This window comes from Microbacterium azadirachtae, assembly GCF_000956545.1.
Classification (GTDB): domain Bacteria; phylum Actinomycetota; class Actinomycetes; order Actinomycetales; family Microbacteriaceae; genus Microbacterium; species Microbacterium azadirachtae.
Genome location: NZ_JYIT01000059.1, coordinates 22234 through 39710, shown reverse-complemented (window position 1 = coordinate 39710; position 17477 = coordinate 22234). Strand labels below are relative to the sequence as shown.

The 17477-nt window shown below is 71.1% G+C and carries 16 protein-coding genes; 13 read left to right on the top strand and 3 right to left on the bottom strand.

Going from position 1 to position 17477, the window contains the following annotated elements; translation table 11 throughout:
- Positions 1-16: 16 nt before the first annotated feature.
- The 4 genes from RL72_RS03790 to RL72_RS03775 all read left to right on the top strand — a co-directional run bounded on the left by RL72_RS03790 (position 17) and on the right by RL72_RS03775 (position 3466).
- Entirely contained in the window at positions 17-1663 is a 1647-nt protein-coding gene (locus tag RL72_RS03790; protein WP_045249481.1) for a thiamine pyrophosphate-binding protein, read from the top strand.
- 57 nt (positions 1664-1720) lie between these two features.
- Positions 1721-2584 carry a PhzF family phenazine biosynthesis protein gene (locus RL72_RS03785; protein ID WP_045249480.1) on the top strand — a complete coding sequence of 288 codons (864 nt, stop codon included), beginning with the start codon at positions 1721-1723 and terminating at the stop codon, positions 2582-2584.
- Between the two features lie 70 nt (positions 2585-2654).
- Positions 2655-3134 (top strand): helix-turn-helix domain-containing protein, encoded by a 480-nt coding sequence (locus RL72_RS03780; protein ID WP_045249479.1) that lies wholly within the window; start codon positions 2655-2657, stop codon positions 3132-3134.
- A complete protein-coding gene (locus RL72_RS03775) occupies positions 3131-3466 on the top strand; it encodes a HepT-like ribonuclease domain-containing protein (RefSeq protein ID WP_045249478.1) in 336 nt (111 codons plus the stop codon). The genes RL72_RS03780 and RL72_RS03775 overlap by 4 nt, the downstream gene beginning before the upstream one ends.
- Positions 3467-3488: 22 nt before the next feature.
- On the opposite strand, the gene RL72_RS03770 is transcribed toward RL72_RS03775, so the two are convergent.
- Together RL72_RS03770 and RL72_RS03765 are read right to left on the bottom strand one after the other, a co-directional pair.
- Positions 3489-3911 carry a VOC family protein gene (locus RL72_RS03770; RefSeq protein ID WP_045249496.1) on the bottom strand — a complete coding sequence of 141 codons (423 nt, stop codon included), beginning with the start codon at positions 3909-3911 and terminating at the stop codon, positions 3489-3491.
- Positions 3912-3990: 79 nt separating this feature from the next.
- Positions 3991-5877, bottom strand: a complete 1887-nt coding sequence (locus tag RL72_RS03765; RefSeq protein ID WP_045249477.1) for an FAD-dependent monooxygenase — start codon at positions 5875-5877, stop codon at positions 3991-3993.
- 156 nt (positions 5878-6033) lie between these two features.
- Between RL72_RS03765 and RL72_RS03760 the strand changes: the two genes are divergently transcribed.
- Positions 6034-6759 (top strand): IclR family transcriptional regulator, encoded by a 726-nt coding sequence (locus RL72_RS03760; RefSeq protein WP_045249476.1) that lies wholly within the window; start codon positions 6034-6036, stop codon positions 6757-6759.
- Between the two features lie 110 nt (positions 6760-6869).
- On the opposite strand, the gene RL72_RS03755 is transcribed toward RL72_RS03760, so the two are convergent.
- Entirely contained in the window at positions 6870-8249 is a 1380-nt protein-coding gene (locus RL72_RS03755; RefSeq protein WP_045249475.1) for an MFS transporter, read from the bottom strand.
- A gap of 171 nt (positions 8250-8420) precedes the next feature.
- Here RL72_RS03755 and RL72_RS03750 point away from each other — a divergent pair, with 171 nt between their 5' ends.
- The 8 genes from RL72_RS03750 (at position 8421) to RL72_RS03715 (ending at position 17477) form a co-directional block, all read left to right on the top strand.
- A complete protein-coding gene (locus RL72_RS03750) occupies positions 8421-9905 on the top strand; it encodes a fumarylacetoacetate hydrolase family protein (RefSeq protein WP_045249474.1) in 1485 nt (494 codons plus the stop codon).
- Entirely contained in the window at positions 9905-10585 is a 681-nt protein-coding gene (locus tag RL72_RS03745; RefSeq protein ID WP_045249473.1) for a GntR family transcriptional regulator, read from the top strand. Before RL72_RS03750 ends, RL72_RS03745 begins: the two co-directional genes overlap by 1 nt.
- Positions 10586-10623: 38 nt before the next feature.
- Positions 10624-12180 (top strand): 5-carboxymethyl-2-hydroxymuconate semialdehyde dehydrogenase, encoded by a 1557-nt coding sequence (gene hpaE, locus RL72_RS03740; RefSeq protein WP_045249495.1) that lies wholly within the window; start codon positions 10624-10626, stop codon positions 12178-12180.
- 38 nt (positions 12181-12218) lie between these two features.
- Positions 12219-13394, top strand: a complete 1176-nt coding sequence (gene hpaD / locus RL72_RS03735; protein WP_045249472.1) for a 3,4-dihydroxyphenylacetate 2,3-dioxygenase — start codon at positions 12219-12221, stop codon at positions 13392-13394.
- The gene (locus RL72_RS03730) at positions 13391-14179 is read left to right on the top strand and encodes a 2-keto-4-pentenoate hydratase (RefSeq protein ID WP_045249471.1); all 789 of its coding nucleotides are present in this window, start codon (positions 13391-13393) and stop codon (positions 14177-14179) included. Before hpaD ends, RL72_RS03730 begins: the two co-directional genes overlap by 4 nt.
- A complete protein-coding gene (locus tag RL72_RS03725; protein WP_045249470.1) occupies positions 14164-14994 on the top strand; it encodes an HpcH/HpaI aldolase family protein in 831 nt (276 codons plus the stop codon). Before RL72_RS03730 ends, RL72_RS03725 begins: the two co-directional genes overlap by 16 nt.
- A gap of 146 nt (positions 14995-15140) precedes the next feature.
- Positions 15141-16118 carry a DUF559 domain-containing protein gene (locus RL72_RS19355; protein ID WP_045249469.1) on the top strand — a complete coding sequence of 326 codons (978 nt, stop codon included), beginning with the start codon at positions 15141-15143 and terminating at the stop codon, positions 16116-16118.
- 108 nt (positions 16119-16226) lie between these two features.
- Complete coding sequence (locus RL72_RS03715; RefSeq protein WP_045249468.1) at positions 16227-17477, top strand: MFS transporter; 1251 nt, start codon at positions 16227-16229, stop codon at positions 17475-17477.

Genomic DNA, 17477 nt, shown 5'->3' with positions numbered 1-17477 from the left:
CGAAAGGACGTTCCGCATGTCCACCGTCTCCGCCCACGTCGCCCTCACCCTCGCCCAGCACATCGACGCCGTCTTCGGCGTGATGGGAAACGGCAACGCCTACTTCCTCGATGCGATCGAGAAGCAGACCGGCGCCTCGTTCACCGCCGTCCGGCACGAGCAGGGCGCGGTCGTCGCCGCCGACGCGCACTATCGCGCGTCGGGACGCATCGCCGCCGCGACCAGCACCTACGGCGCCGGCTTCACGAACACGCTCACCGCCCTCGCCGAGTCAGTGCAGGCGCACATCCCCCTGGTCCTCGTCGTCGGCGACGAGCCGACGAGCGGGCCCCGTCCGTGGGACGTCGACCAGATCGCGCTGGCCTCGGGCGTCGGCGCCCGCACCTACACGGTGGGCCGGGCCGACGCGGCCGCGACCACGGTCATCGCGATCGAGCACGCCCTCACCTACCGGGTGCCCGTGGTCCTGGCCATCCCGTACGACGTCGCCGCCCTCGAGGCGGGCGAGGTCCCGGCCGCACCGGCGCCGCGGGTGCCTGCGCCGCTGGCCCCCCGGGGCGAGTTCGCCGAGGGCATGCTCGACCGGATCGCCACGGCGCTGCGCACGGCGGAGCGCCCGTTCCTGCTCGCCGGCCGCGGCGCCTGGCTCGCCGGCGCGGGCGATGCGCTGGGAGCGCTCGCCGACGCGACCGGCGCCCTCACCGCCTCCTCCGCGCTCGGCCGCGGGGTGTTCCCCGACCAGCGCTACGACCTCGGCGTGACCGGCGGCTTCGGCGCCGAGGGCGCGATGGAGCTCGTCCGCACCGCCGATGTCGCGGTCGTGTTCGGCGCGTCCCTCAACCAGTTCACGATGCGGTTCGGCGACCTGTTCGCCCCCGGCACGCAGGTGTTCCAGATCGATGTGGCCCCCGCGGCCACCCACGCCCACGTCGGCGGCTTCGTGCGGGCCGACGCCCGGCTCGCGGCCGAGGAACTGGTGGCCCGCCTCGCCGGCGCCCCGGGCTCGGGGTGGCGCGAGAGCGTCGACGTCGCCGCCGCCCGTGCCTACGAGACCGGAGACCCGGCCGCCCCCGACGGGCGTCTCGACCCCCGCTCCACCGCGCGCCGTATCGCCGACCTGCTCCCCGAGGACCGCGTCGTGGTCTCGGACGGCGGGCACTTCATCGGGTGGGCGAACATGTACTGGCCGGTCGCCTCGCCCGACCGGATGATGATGATCGGCACCGCGTTCCAGGCCATCGGCCAGGGCTGGCCCAGCGTGGTCGGCGCGACCCGCGCCCGCCCGGAGGCGACCGTCGTGCTCACCTCCGGCGACGGCGGGGGCCTCATGGCGATCGCCGACCTGGAGTCGGCCGTGCGCTCCGCCGGCGGGCGCGGTCTCGCCGTGATCTGGAACGACGCGGCCTACGGCGCCGAGGTGAACCTGTACGGGCTCAAGGGCCTCGCCCGTGAGCCGATGCTGATCCCCCAGGTCGACTTCGCCGCCTTCGCTGCGGCCGTGGGCGCGGAGGGCGTCGCGGTGCGCACGCTCGCCGACCTGGACCGGCTCGCCTCCTGGACGGCCGAGGATCCCGCCACGCGCCGGTTCCTCGTGCTCGATCTGCGCATCTCGGGCGACGTGATCGCGCCGTACCAGCAGGAGATCATCCGCGTGAACTCCTGAGTCGCCGGCCGGATCGGATCCGGTCCCGCGACTGCGCGCTCCCCCTAGGCTCGAGCCATGAGCTCTGAGCCGTCGCCCCGGATCCTGCGTTACGCCGCGTTCGCCGACGCCCCCGGCGGGGGCAACCCTGCAGGGATCGTCCTCGACGCGGAGGCGCTGGCCGACGCGGACATGCGCAGGATCGCGGCCGAGGTGGGCTACCCCGAGACCGCGTTCCTGCGGGGCACGGAGACCGTCGACGGCGTCCGCCGGCATCGCCTCCGGTATTGGTCGCCCGAGGAGGAGGTGCCCTTCTGCGGGCACGCGACCGTCGCGACGGCCGTGGTGCTCGCCGAACGCGACGGGGCGGGCGCCATGGTGTTCGACACCCCGGCCGGCGAGGTGGCGATCATCGCGTCCGACGTCGACGGGGCGATCGCGGTGTCGTTCACCAGCGTCGAGCCGGTCGTGCGGGAGCTGGATCCGGCGGTGCTCGATCGCACCCTCGGCCTGCTCTCGCTGCGCGTCGACGACCTTCATCCGGCCTACCCGCCGCGCGAGTCGTTCGCGGGCAACCGGCACCCGATCCTGGTGCTCGAGGATCCGGAGATCTTCCACCAGTTCCGGTTCGCGCCGGATCCGGTCGCCGCGCTGATGCGGGAGCAGGGCTGGACCGGGACCGTGACCGTGCTGCTCCCCCTCGCCGACGACGAGTTCGCCGCCCGCAACATCTTCCCCGTCGCGCGCATCACGGAGGATCCCGCCACAGGATCCGCCGCGGCAGCCACCGGCGCCTACCTGCGGGCGATCGGCCGCGTGCCGGCGTCGCGCACCCTGCGGATCCACCAGGGTGCGCACGTCGGCCGCCCGAGCCTGCTCACCGTCGAGGTCCCGGAGACCGGCGGGATCGTCGTCACCGGCGGGGCAGCGCCGATCGGCTGATCAGCCACGCTGCCCTGTACGTCGATATCACTTCTCCGCGATATCACTCATCAGTGATATTCTGAGTCGCATGAGCAGAGCCGCCGAGGTGATCCGCGAAGCGCGGAAGCGCGCTGCGCTCACCCAGGCGCAGCTCGCCGCGCGGAGCGGGATCGCGCAGAACGTCATCAGCGACTACGAGCGCGGCAAACGCGAACCCTCCTTCGGCGCGGTCGACGTGCTGATGAGCGCGGCCGGCCTGTCCCTCGAGTACGCCCCGCTCTCCGAGCTGGAGCGCATCCAGCGGCGACGGGACGAGATCGTCGAGCTCCTCGCCGAGCACGGGCTGACGAACGCCGGCGTCTTCGGGAGCGTGGCACGCGGCGAGGAGACGAACTCGAGCGACATCGATCTCCTCATCGATGTCGCTCCCGGCACCGGGCTCTTCCCCCTGCTGCGCGCCCAGGGAGCACTCGAGTCGATGCTCGGACGGGAGGTGGATCTGGTGCCGCGCGCGGGCCTGAAGCCCGACGTCGCCGCGAACATCACCCACGAAGTGGTGCCCCTGTGACCCGCGCTCCCCGCGAACGTCTGCTCGACATCCTCGCCTCCTGCAAGGCCATTGCCGAGCACCTCGAGTGCAGTGATACCGAGGACGGCCTTCTCTTCGATGCGCTTCGTATGCGCCTGCTCGAGATCGGCGAGGCCGCGAAAGATCTGCCGACCGCCCTCACCGACACCGAACCGGGGATTCCCTGGTCGATGATCGCCCGTCAACGTGATCACCTGGCCCACCGCTATTTCGACACAGCGCACGCCATCGTCTTCGAAGCGGCACGCCACGAGGCTCCCGCAGTCGCGCAGGCGGTGCGCCGGATGCTGGCCGTCATCGCCGAAGAGTGATCCCGGGCCTCGGGCTCGTGACTCAGCGCTCCGCGACGCGACGCCATGGCATGTACTGCAGCACCCAGGTGTTGCCGTCGGGATCCGCGAATCCCGCGTACAGGATCCCACCCGCGTCCACCACCGGAGCGACCTCGACGCCCCGGGAGATCAGCGCGTCCCGGGCCGCCTCGATGTCGCTCACGACCAGATGCAGCCCGTGCAGCGAGCCGGCGGCCATGCCCGGCCCCGGCAGCCCCTCGCTCAGGGTGATGGAGCAGTACGAGCCGGGAGGGGTGAGCTGCACGACGCGGACGCCCTCGCGCGGACGCACGTCGACGTCCTCCGCGAATCCGACCTGTTCGGTGTAGAACGCCTTGGCCCGGTCGATGTCGCTCACCGGCACGAGCACGAGCTCCAGCAGCATCGCGTCCGGCAGGACGTCGGGTTCGGGGCTGTCCACCATGATCACGACCTCCTTCGGGCGCTGCGATGCGCGTGCAGCCGAGGCTACCCGAGCGGAGCAGGTCCGGACCACCGCACCGTCAGGCCTCCAGGAAGGCGCCCTCCAGGAACGACTCCAGCTCGCCGACGGCGTCCAGCGGCAGGATCGCGGCGACGTACTGGTCGGGCCGCACCACGATCACGACGCCGTCGCGCGACAGCTCGCGCGCGTCGAAGATGTCGGTCTTGGACCAGTGCGACGGGGCGGCGGCATAGAGCTTCTCCCAGTCGGTGAGCCCGAGCGGCCCCGTCTTCGGCTGGAAGAGCGCCGGCGCCGTCGTGACGTCGAGGTCCTCGTACGACCGCTGCGAGATCCCCTTGACGTCGAACACCGCGTCCACGTCGCCGTCGGCCGGCGTGAACCGGGCGAATACGGGCGCCGCGGCCGCGGCCCAGGCGTCGAGGCCGGCGCCGGACGTGTCGCCGAACGCGTACACGCGCCAGCGGCCGTCCGCCTTCGCGTGGTGCCCGAGGTGCACGACGTTGCCGTCCGCGACGCGCACGACCTCGGCGCTCTTGAACCGCTTGCCGAGCGGGAAGCCCGCGGCGAGCGCCTGATGGGCGTCGGATCCGACGATCATCGACGAGCCGTACTGCGTCATGAAGCCGGAGGGGAACTCCGCGGTGCCCAGGTAGAACGTCGCGAGCTCCTGCGGGTCGGAGATCTCCTCGGGCTTGCGCGCCATGAGCGAGGACCACTCGCGGTCGAAGTCGATGAGCTGTTGCGCGACCGGCTTGCGCTCGGCCCCGTAGGTCGCCAGCAGAGCCGCCGGAGCGCGGCCGGTGAGCACGGATCCCAGCTTCCAGCCCAGGTTGAATCCGTCCTGCATCGACACGTTCATGCCCTGGCCGGCCTTGGCGCTGTGCGTGTGGCAGGCGTCACCGGTGAGGAAGACGCGCGGGCTGGCGGCCGATCCGGGGTCGACGTCGTCGAAGCCGTCGGTGATGCGGTGGCCCACCTCGTAGACGCTGTGCCACGCGACCTGCTTCACGTCGATCGCGTAGGGGTGCAGGATCTCGTTCGCCTTGCCGATGATCGCCTCGATCGGGGTCGCGCGCACGGCGTGGTTGTCGTCGGAGGCGACCTCGCCGAGGTCGATGTACATGCGGCTGAGGTATCCGCCCTCGCGCGGGATGTGCAGGATGTTGCCCGCCTCCGCGTTGATCGCGCACTTGGTGCGCCAGTCGGGGAAGTCGGTGTTCACGAGCACGTCCATGACGCCCCACGCGTGCGCCGCCATCTCGCCGACGTGCGTGCGACCGATCGCCTCGCGCACGCCGCTGCGCGCCCCGTCGCAGCCCACGACGTATTTCGCGCGGATGGTGCGCTCCTCCCCCGCCCGCTCGCCGGCGGAGTACCTCACCCGCACCTCGACCGGGTGCTCGCCGTCGACCCCCGAGCCCGTCGAAGGGTGCACGGTGAGCCCGAGGAACTCCACGCCGTAGTCGGGGCGGATGCGGCCCGGACCGTCGGCGGCGGCCTCGGCGAAGTAGTCGAGCACGCGGGCCTGGTTGACGATGAGGTGCGGGAACTCGCAGATGTCGTACGCGTAGTCGGCGGTGCGCGCCGTGCGGACGATGTTCTGCCGGTTCTGCGGATCCGGTCCCCAGAAGTTCATCCAGCCGATGTTGTACGCCTCGGCGATGATCCGCTCGGCGAACCCGAACGCCTGGAACGTCTCGACGCTGCGCGGCTGGATGCCGTCGGCCTGCCCGAGCACGAGCCGGCCGTCGCGCTTCTCGATGATGCGCGTCGTGAGCCCGGGGTACTGCGACATCTGCGCGGCCAGGAGCATGCCGGCCGGGCCGGATCCGACGATGAGCACGTCCATGACATCGGGGAGCTCGTCCGGACGGTCGACGCCGGTGCCGGCGGCCGGGAGCACGCGGGGGTCGTGGGAGACGTATCCGTGGTGGTGGAACTGCATCGTCGTCGATTCCTTCCTGACGGCGTCGTCGGGGCTTCGCTGCGGATCGCGAGGGCTCTTGCCTCGGCTCATCGCGTGTTCTATATTCGAACGCAACGTTCTACTATTGAACACAGACTAGCCGAGGTCGCGACCGCGATCAAGACCGGAGGATCCATGGCCGACACCCCCGCCGCGCCGGCGACGACGTCGGGCGCCCAGTCGCAGACGCTCAGCCGCGGGATCCGGATCCTGGAGATCCTGGGCGACGAGCGTGGACCCCTGTCGATCGACGAGATCGCCGCGCGCCTCGGCGTGCACCGCTCGATCGCGTACCGCCTGCTGCGCACGCTGGAGGACCACCGCCTGGTGGGGCGGGACGCGGCCGGCCTCGTCGCCCTCGGACCGCGCATGGCCGCTCTCGCCGCCGGTGTCGCGCAGGACCTGCAGGCGGAGGCACTCCCCGAGCTCACCGCCGTCGCCAACGAGCTCGGCATGACCTGCTTCCTCGCCGTGCTCGACGGCGCCGAGTGCATCACGCTGGTCAGCGTCGAGCCGCGGCACACCGTGGCGAGCGTCGCGCAGCGCCCCGGCGCGCGGCACCCTGTCACGGTCGGCGCGCCGGGCAAGGCGATCCTCGCGCAGGTGCCCGAGGCCGAGTGGCCGGACGATGCGCCGGCATCATTGCACGACGAGGTGGCCCGCTCGCGCCTCGCGGGGTTCGCCACCAGCCACGACGAGGTCATCCCCACCGTGCAGTCGATCGCGGTGCCGCTGGCCCTGCGCGGTCAGCGCCCCGCCGCGATCGCGGTCGTGCATGTGGCGACCGACCGCACCGACGCCGAGATCGCGATCCGCCTGCAGCGCTCGGCCGCATCGATCCGCGACGCCCTCGGAGCCTGACCGCAGCCCCCTCGCCGCTCGCCGAGCGAGGCCGCCGAAGGCGACCGAGACGAAACGCGGCACCCCCTCGAGGGCACCGCGTTTCGTCGTCGACCCGAAGGACTCCCGGCTCAGGCCCGGGACAGTCCGTAGATCGGGCTCACCGCCTGCTCGGTCTCGTGGTCGGGGCCGAGCGGGATGCCGCTGCGGTCGCGCAGCAGCAGCGTCGCGAGGAGGCCGATCACCGTCATCCCGGCGAGGTACCAGGTGACCGCCTGCGTCGAGCCCGTCGCCTGCACGATCGCGGTCGCGATGGTCGGCGCGAAGGCGCCGCCGGCGATCGCCCCGATCGCATAGGAGATCGAGACCCCGGAGAACCGGATCGAGGCCGGGAAGAGCTCGGTGTAGAGCGCCGCCTGCGGTCCGTAGGTGAAGCCGAGGCCGACCGTCAGGATCGCGAGGGCCGCGAACAGGAGCCCGATCTGCCCCGTGTTCACCAGCGGGAACAGCGTGAACACGCCGACGAGCTGCAGGATCCACCCGACGATGTAGGTGTTCCGGCGTCCGATGCGGTCCGAGATCCAGCCGGCGACCAGGGTCGACAGCAGCCAGGTGACGGCAGAGCCGGCCACGGCCCAGAGCACGGGACCCCGGTCGAGCTTCAGCGCGCCCTCGGGATTCGTCGCGTACCCCTGGATGTAGCCGCCGGTGGTCATGTAGCCGACCGCGTTGTTGCCGGCGAAGACGAGCGCCGCGATGATCACGAGCAGCAGATGCTTGCGGAACAGCTGCACGATCGGCATCCGCGCGGCCTCCTTGCGCTCGGCGAGCTCGGCGAACACCGGGCTCTCCTCGACCCGGCGCCGCACGTAGTAGCCGACCACGATCAGCACCACGCTGAGCAGGAACGGGATGCGCCAGCCCCAGGACAGGAACTGGTCGCCGGGCGCGACCAGCGCCATGATCGCCATCACGCCGGAGGCGATCAGCAGCCCGAGCGGCACGCCGATCTGCGGCGCCGCGCCGAAGATGCCGCGCTTGGCCTTGGGCGCGTGCTCGACGGCCATCAGCACGGCGCCGCCCCATTCGCCGCCGGCCGAGATCCCCTGCAGGATGCGCAGCAGCACCAGCAGGATCGGGGCCGCGACGCCGATCGCGTTCGCGTCGGGCAGCACGCCGATGAGCGCGGTGGCCGCGCCCATGAGGATCAGCGTCCACATCAGCACCGCCTTGCGGCCGAACTTGTCGCCGAAGTGCCCGGCCAGGAAGGCGCCGAGCGGGCGGAACAGGAAGCTGACCCCGACCGTCGCGAACCCGATCAGGGCGCTGTTGGCCCCCAGATCCTTGAAGAAGAGCTGGCCGAACACCAGCCCCACCGCGGTGGCGTAGATGAAGAAGTCGTACCACTCGACCGTGGTGCCGATGACGGTGGCGAAGACCACCCTGCGCCGATCGGCCGCCGAGGCGATGGTCCCGGTGGGCGTGAAGCCCGGTGAGGATTCTGCGGACATTGCGTTCTCCTTGTCGTGACGACGTCGTCTGGCCCAGCGGATCGGGCGACGGGGATCCTCTGCGGACAGGATCCGGATCGACGCTTGCCGGGGCTCGGCACGATGATATACGATTTCGGATACGACGCCAAGGGAACCCCTCCCTGGCCCCATCCGCGCGAGGAGGCGCCCATGCCCGCACCGATCGACCGGCCCGGCAAGATCATCGCGATCCACCTCAACTACCGCTCCCGCGCGGACCAGCGCGGCCGCACCCCTGCGGCGCCGTCCTACTTCTTCAAGCCGTCCTCGTCGGTCGCCGGCACGGATGGCGTCGTGGAGCGCCCCGCCGGCACCGAGCTGCTGGCGTTCGAGGGCGAGATCGCCCTCATCATCGGCACCCCGGCGCGGCGCGTGAGCGTCGAGGACGCCTGGTCGCACGTCGCCTGGGTCACCGCGTCCAACGACCTGGGGCTGTACGACCTGCGCGCGAACGACAAGGGCTCCAACGTCCGCTCCAAGGGCGGCGACGGCTATACGCCGCTCGGTCCCGAGCTCATCCCCGCCGCCGAGGTCGATCCGACTCAGCTGCGCGTGCGCGCCTGGGTGAACGGAGACCTGCGCCAGGACGATGAGACCGGCGACCTGCTGTTCCCGCTTCCGCAGCTCGTCGCGGATCTCTCCCAGCACTTCACCCTCGAACCCGGCGACGTGATCCTCACCGGCACGCCCGCCGGCTCCAGCGTGATCGTCCCCGGCGACGTCGTCGTCATCGAGGTCGACGCCCCGCACTCCTCGAAGACCTTCAGCTCGGGCGGCCTGCGCACGACGGTCGTGCAGGGCGACGTGCCCTTCGACGGCGCGCTCGGATCGCTCCCCGCCGTGGACGACCTGCAGCGCGCCGAGGCGTGGGGGTCGCGCGAGGCCGCAGGGCTCGCGCCGGAGGCCGCGACGGCCGCCACCGCGCCCGCGCTCGACCCCGCGCTGCGCGAGAAGCTCCTCGCCGCCCCCACCGCCGGCCTCAGCACCCAGCTGCGCAAGCGCGGCCTGCACGCCTGCTTCATCGACGGGGTCTCGGCGAACGTGCCCGGCGCGAAGATCGTCGGCACCGCCAAGACGCTGCGCTTCGTCCCCGCCCGTGAGGATCTGTTCACGACCCACGGCGGCGGCTACAACGCGCAGAAGCGCGCCTTCGACGCCGTCGAGGAGGGCGAGGTCATCGTGATCGAAGCCCGCGGCGACGCGAGCACCGGCACCCTCGGCGACATTCTGGCCCTGCGCGCCAAGGTCCGCGGGGCGGCGGGCGTGGTGACGGACGGCGGGGTGCGCGACTACGCCGCGGTCGCCGAGATCGGCCTGCCCGTGTTCTCCCAGGGCGCGCACCCGTCGGTGCTCGGCCGCAAGCACGTCCCGTGGGACGTCGACGTGACGATCGCCTGCGGCGGCGCCGCCGTCCAGCCGGGCGACATCATCGTCGGCGACAGCGACGGCGTCATCGTGATCCCGCCCGCCCTGGCCGAGGAGGTCGCCGACGCGGCCCTCGCCCAGGAGGAGGAGGACGCCTGGATCGCCGAGCAGGTCGAGGCGGGGCATCCGGTCGATGGGCTGTTCCCGATGGACGCCGCCTGGCGCGCCACGTACGACGCCGCGCGCGCGACGGGGTCCGAGGAGGCGTGATGGCCGAGGTCCTCACCGGCAGCAAGTCGGAGCAGGCGTACGCCTGGCTCCGCGCGCGCATCGCCTCGCACGCCTACGGCCCCGGCTTCCGGCTCGTGCTCGGCACGATCGCCGACGAGCTGGGGATGAGCGTGGTCCCGGTGCGCGAGGCGATCCGCCGGCTCGAGGCCGAGGGCCTGGTCACCTTCGAGCGCAACGTCGGCGCCCGGGTCACCCTCGTCGACGAGAGCGAGTACGCGCACACCATGCAGACGCTCGGGCTCGTCGAGGGCGCGGCCACGGCGCTGTCCGCGCCGTTGCTGGACGCGGCCGCCCTGGACGCCGCGCTCGAGGTCAACGACCGCATGACGCGGCTGCTCGACAGCTTCGACGCGCACCGCTTCACCGAGCTGAACCGCCAGTTCCACTCCGTGCTGTACGAGCCGTGCCCCAACCCGCACATCCTGGATCTGGTCCAGCGCGGGTGGGCCCGCCTCAGCGGCATCCGCGAGTCGACGTTCGCGTTCGTGCCCGGCCGCGCCGAGCACTCTGTCGAGGAGCACGCGCAGATCGTCGAGCTCATCCGCACCGGAGCGGATCCGCTCGAGATCGAGCTCGCCGCCCGCAACCACCGCTGGCGCACGAGGGACGCGTTCCTCGCCGCGCTGCACCCCGATTCCGCCGTCGAGCCCCCCGCCTGACGAGCACGAGACCACCCACACCACCCGGAAGGACGATGATGACCGAGGCCTACACCCCCGCCGACCTCCCCACGAGGATCCAGCACTACATCGACGGCGAGTTCGTCGACTCGATCGACGGAGACACCTTCGAGGTGCTCAACCCCGTCACGAACGAGACCTACGCCCACGCTGCGGCCGGCAAGAAGGCCGACATCGAGAAGGCCGTCGCCGCCGCCAAGCGCGCCTTCGACGAGGGCCCGTGGCCGCGCATGCTCCCCCGCGAGCGCTCGCGCGTGCTGCACAAGATCGCCGACATCGTCGAGTCGCGCGACGCCCGCCTCGCCGAGCTCGAGTCCTACGACTCCGGCCTGCCGATCACCCAGGCGCTCGGGCAGGCCCGCCGTGCCGCCGAGAACTTCCGCTTCTTCGCCGACCTGATCGTCGCCCAGTCCGACGACGCCTTCAAGGTGCCGGGCAAGCAGATGAACTACGTCAACCGCAAGCCGATCGGCGTCGCGGGTCTCATCACCCCGTGGAACACGCCCTTCATGCTCGAGTCGTGGAAGCTCGGCCCCGCGCTCGCCACCGGCAACACGGTGGTGCTCAAGCCCGCCGAGTTCACGCCGCTGTCCGCCTCCCTGTGGGCGGGCATCTTCGAGGAGGCAGGGCTGCCGAAGGGCGTCTTCAACCTCGTCAACGGCCTCGGCGAGGATGCGGGAGACGCCCTCGTCAAGCACCCCGACGTGCCGCTCATCTCCTTCACCGGCGAGAGCCGCACGGGCCAGATCATCTTCGGCAACGCCGCACCGTTCCTCAAGGGCCTCTCGATGGAGCTCGGCGGCAAGAGCCCGGCGGTCGTGTTCGCCGATGCGGATCTGGACACCGCGATCGACGCGTGCATCTTCGGGGTGTTCTCCCTGAACGGCGAGCGCTGCACGGCCGGATCCCGGATCCTGGTGCAGCGCGACGTGTACGACGAGTTCGTCGAGAAGTACGCGGCGCAGGCGAAGCGCGTCAAGGTCGGCCACCCGCACGACCCGTCCACCGAGGTCGGCGCGCTCGTGCACCCCGAGCACTACGACAAGGTGATGAGCTACGTCGAGATCGGCAAGACCGAGGGACGCCTGGTCGCCGGCGGCGGCCGTCCCGACGGCTTCCCCGAGGGCAACTACGTCGCTCCGACGGTGTTCGCCGACGTCTCCCCCGACGCCCGGATCTTCCAGGAGGAGATCTTCGGCCCCGTCGTCGCGATCACCCCGTTCGACACCGACGAGGAGGCGCTGGCCCTCGCCAACAACACCAAGTACGGTCTGGCCGCCTACATCTGGACCAACGACCTCAAGCGCGCGCACAACTTCGCGCAGGCCGTCGAGGCCGGCATGGTGTGGCTCAACTCGAACAACGTCCGCGACCTGCGCACCCCGTTCGGCGGCGTGAAGGCCTCCGGACTCGGCCACGAGGGCGGCTACCGCTCGATCGACTTCTACACCGATCAGCAGAGCGTGCACATCACGCTCGGCGCCCCGCACAACCCGACTTTCGGCAAGCAGGACCCTTCGACAGGCGCAGGGACCCACACCGAGACCGACGTCGACGACCCGGACCCCCGCTGAACCGGATCCCGGACCGAACATCTAGCAAGGACGCTGACATGACCAACCGCGCCGACATGACGCTCACCTCCTCCGGCTTCTACACCAGCCAGGAGGCGCCCATCACCACCGGAAACCCCATCCCGACCCCGCAGTCCAGCCCGCCGGACGTGCTCCGCTGCGCGTACATGGAGCTCGTCGTGACGGACCTCGCCGCGTCGCGCGTCTTCTACGTCGACGTGCTCGGGCTGTACGTGACGGAGGAGGACGAGGAGACGATCTACCTCCGCTCCACCGAGGAGTTCATCCACCACAACCTCGTGCTGCGCAAGGGCCCGGTCGCCGCCGTGGCCGCGTTCTCGTACCGCGTGCGCACCCCCGAGGACCTCGACCGCGCGGTCGAGTTCTACACGGAGCTGGGCTGCGATGTGCGCCGCAACCCGTCGGGCTTCGTGAAGGGGATCGGCGACTCGGTGCGCGTCGTGGATCCGCTCGGCTTCCCGTACGAGTTCTTCCACCAGACCGACCACGTCGAGCGGATGAGCTGGCGCTACGACCTGCACATCCCCGGCGAGCTCGTGCGCCTGGACCACTTCAACCAGGTCACCCCCGACGTGCCGCGCGCGGTGAAGTACATGCAGGATCTCGGCTTCCGCGTCACCGAGGACATCCAGGACGAGGAGGGCACGGTCTACGCCGCCTGGATGCGCCGCAAGCCCACCGTGCACGACACCGCGATGACCGGCGGCGACGGCCCCCGCATGCACCACGTGTGCTTCGCCACCCATGAGAAGCACAACATCCTCGCGATCTGCGACAAGCTCGGCGCCCTGCGCCGCTCCGACGCGATCGAGCGCGGCCCCGGCCGCCACGGCGTCTCCAACGCGTTCTACCTGTACCTGCGCGACCCGGACGGTCACCGCGTCGAGGTCTACACGCAGGACTACTACACGGGCGACCCGGACAACCCGGTCGTCACCTGGGACGTGCACGACAACCAGCGCCGCGACTGGTGGGGCAACCCCGTCGTCCCGAGCTGGTACACCGACGCGTCGCTCGTGCTCGACCTGGACGGCAACCCGCAGCCCGTCGTCGCCCGCACCGACAGCAGCGAGATGGCCGTCACGATCGGCGCCGACGGTTTCAGCTACACGCGAGCCCCCGAGTCCGGCGGCGCCGCCGAGACCATGCCCGAGTGGAAGCAGGGCGAGTACAAGCTCGGACACCAGCTGTGAGCCTCGACGCCGGCACCATCGCCGCCCTCGCCGCAGAGCTCGCCGAGGCCGACCGCACGCACGGCGTGATCCCTCGGATCACGGCACGGCATCCGGAGGCGACCGTCGAGGACTCCTACGCGATCCAGGGCGTCTGGCGCGACGCCCAGGTGGCCGCGGGCCGCACGCTCGTCGGCCGCAAGATCGGGCTCACCTCGAAGGCGATGCAGCAGGCCACGGGCATCACCGAGCCCGACTACGGCGTCATGTTCGACGACACCGTGTATCCGTCCGGATCCGAGATCCCCACCGGGCACTTCTCGAACGTGCGGATCGAGGTCGAGCTGGCCTTCGTGCTCAAGGAGCCGCTGGAGGGCCCGGACTGCACGCTGGAGGACGCGCTCGCCGCGATCGACTACGCGGTGCCGGCGCTCGAGGTGCTGAACTCGCACATCGAGCTGGAAGGCCGCACGATCGTCGACACGATCAGCGACAACGCCGCCTACGGGGCGATGGTGCTCGGCACCGTGCACAAGCGCCCCGACGAGATCGACCTGCGCTGGGTGCCCGGAGTGCTCAGCCGCAACGGCGAGATCGAGGAGACCGGGGTCGCCGCGGGCGTGCTCGGGCACCCCGCGACCGGCGTCGCGTGGCTCGCGAACAAGTTCCACCAGCACGGCGCCCGTCTGGAGGCCGGCGAGATCATCCTGGCCGGATCCTTCACGCGGCCGATGTGGGTGTCGCGCGGCGACGAGGTGCGCTGCGACTATGGCTCCATGGGAGTGATCGAATGCCGCTTCGTCTGAGCCCGACGTTCCGCGACCGTCTCGCGGAGCGGGCCGGGAGCCCGGCCGGTGCGCGCCCCCTCATCGGGATGTGGGCGTGCACCGGCAGCGCGCTCGTGACCGAGATCGCCGCCGGATCCGGCCTGGACTGGCTGCTGATCGACGGCGAGCACTCGGCGAACACGCTCGACACGCTGCAGGTTCAGCTGCAGGTGGCGGCGGCGTACCCGATCACGCCCCTCGTGCGCGTGCCGTGGAACGACCCCGTGATCATCAAGCAGGTGCTCGACCTCGGCGCGCAGAACCTCATCGTCCCGATGGTCTCCTCGGCCGAGGAGGCGCGCGCCGCGGTCGCCGCCACGCGGTACCCGCCCGAGGGCGTGCGCGGGGTGGGCTCCGCCCTGGCTCGCAGCGCCCGGTGGAACCGCGTGGACGGCTACCTCCGCGACGCCGCGGAGCATGTGTCGCTGACGGTGCAGATCGAGACCGCGGCCGGCGTCGCCGCCGCGGCAGAGATCGCCGCGGTCGACGGTGTGGACGCGGTCTTCGTGGGCCCCTCCGACCTCGCCGCCTCGATGGGCCTGCTCGGACAGCAGACCCACCCCGACGTGGTCGCCGCGGTCGAGCGGGTGTTCGCCGAGGCGACCGCCGTCGGCACTCCCGTGGGCGTGAACGCGTTCGATCCGGCCGCTGCCGACGCGTACATCGCCGCCGGTGCCGCCTTCGTCGCCGTCGGCGCGGACGTCGCCCTCCTCGCGCGGGCCTCCGAGGCCCTCGCGGTCCGCTTCCTCCCCCCGTCCGCCCCGGCCCCGTCCTCCCCCTCCGCCAGCTACTGACCCGGATCCCGGTTTCACGTTCGAGGAGCGATGTTCGCTCTGTATCGGGCAGTTTCGGCGCGAACAATGCTCCTCGAACGTTCGAGATGATCGAGCGGCTGTGGATAAGTGGGACCGGGGTTTCCGGGAGGGGCAGAGTGTGTCGCATGCGCCGACATTCAGATCTGCCCGAGGAACTCGGATCCACCTTCTCGGTCGCGCTGGCACGCCGGCATGGCATCGGTCACGGCCGATTGCGCGGGTCCGACCTGCGAGCCCCGTTCCCCGGCGTGCGCACGCGACGGGAGGCTCTGGATCCGGCGACGATCACCGACCCTTACGAACGTCAGCGGCTGTTGCGGCTCTCACGAGCTGCCGACTACGCCCCGCGGATGCACTCCGGACACTTCTTCAGCCACCAGACCGCTGCTGCGATCTGGGGCGCCCCGCTCCCGCTCGTTCTGGACGAGCGGGGCGATCCGGCGGGCGCCGCGGGACCCGCACTCCATGTGTGCGCGCTCGGCCCTGTCGCGCTCCCCCGCATGGCAGGTGTCGAAGGCCACCGCTCTCTCCGCAGGATGACGGAGGTCTGCGACCACCGGGGCTTCCGTGTCGCATCACCCGCGGCGACCTGGGTATCGCTCGCGGCTGAACTCGGCACGGTTGACCTCTTGGCCGCCGGCGACTACTTCTGCCGTGAGTGGAAACCCGGAGTGGGCCGCCCCGCCGTCGGCAGACGTCCGCTCGCCACGATCGAGCAGCTGAAGGAGGCCATGAACGCGGGGAGACGTCAGGGCATCGCCAAGCTGCGTACGGCGATCGAGCTGATCCGGGTGGACTCGTGGTCGCCTCGTGAATCGCGCCTGCGGTGGCTGATCATCACGTCAGGTCTTCCCGAACCTCAGCTCAACCAGGACGTCTTCGACGATCGCGGCCGGTTCCTCGGCTGCGTCGACCTGGTCTATCCGGCGCAGAAGGTGGCCGTCGAATACCACGGCCTGCAGCACTCCGCACAGTGGAGCAGAGACGTGGAGAGGGCGGCAGCTCTCCGTGCCGCAGGATGGACGGTGATCGAGGTGACCGCCGCCCTGCTGAGAGACGAGACGACGCTGCTCCGCCGAATCCGGTCCGCGCTGGGCGCGTGATCGGCAGGTTTCGAGGAGCGATGTTTGTCGCCAAATGCCCGAATCGCGGACGAACATTGCGCCTTGAACCGATCGGCGCGGCGGCCGATCCCGAGATCGCCTGACAGGATGGGGCGAGTGAGGATGGGCATCGCGGCGCTGCGGGATCGGGGATTCCGCTGGTTCTTCCTGGCCCGCACGATCACCCTGATCACGGGATCCATGTCGTCCATCGCGCTCGCCTTCGCCGTGCTGGGGATCGACAACGACGCGGCCGCCCTCTCGATCGTGCTCACGGCGTTCACGGTCGCCAACATCGTGTTCCTGCTGCTCGGCGGCGTCGTCGCGGATCGGCTTCCGCGCGCCGTCGTCATCCAGACCAGCTACGTCGTCGACATCCTCTCGATCGGCGCCACCGCCGCGCTGCTGTTCACGGGCACTGCCACCGTGCCGGCCCTGGCCGCCCTCGCCGCGGTGAACGGCGCCTCCGCCGCGTTCGTGATGCCGGCGATGCAGGGGCTCATCCCGCAGCTGACCACGCCGGACCACCTGCAGCAGGCGAACGCGCTGCTGTCCTTCGCCCGCTCCGCCACCACGATCGCGGGTCCCGTCGTCGCCGGCGGCATCGTGGCCCTGGCCGGCCCGGCCTGGGTCATGGTGATCCAGGCCGCGGGCTGGGCCGCCGCGATCGTGTTCCTCGCGATGGTGCGGCTCCCTCCGCCGATCCGCGGGCAGCGGGCGGGGCTGTTCCACGATCTCCATGACGGGTGGCGCGAGTTCTGGTCCCGTCCCTGGCTGTGGATCGTCGTGCTCGCCTTCATGGTGCTCAACGCGATCCACGTCGGCGCCTGGGGCGTCGCGGGACCGTACATCGCCAAGAACGATCCGCTGCTGGGCGTCGCGGGCTGGGGCTGGGTCGTCAGCGCCGAGGGCGCGGGCGTGCTGCTGATGACGCTGCTGCTGATGTGGATCCCGCTCCGACGTCCACTGCGGCTGGGCATGCTCGGGATGAGCGCCCTGGCGATCCCGCTCACCCTCCTCGGCCTGCATCCGGCGGTGCCCCTGCTGGTCATCGCCGCGCTCGTCGCGGGCGCGGGCGTCGAGGTGTTCAGCACCGGCTGGAACGTGACGATGATGGAGCAGATCCCGGAGGAGAAGCTCTCGCGGGTCTCCAGCTACGACATGCTGGGGAGCTACGTCGCGATGCCCGTCGGCACGCTCGCGTTCGGATGGCTGATCGCCCGGGTGGATCTGCCGGCGCTCATGGTGGCCTCCGCGATCGTCTACGCCGCGATCGCGCTCGGGACCATGGCGGTGCCGAGCATCTGGCGGATGCGCCGACGCGCGGACGCGGTGCCCGAGGACGTCCCGGTCGCCTGA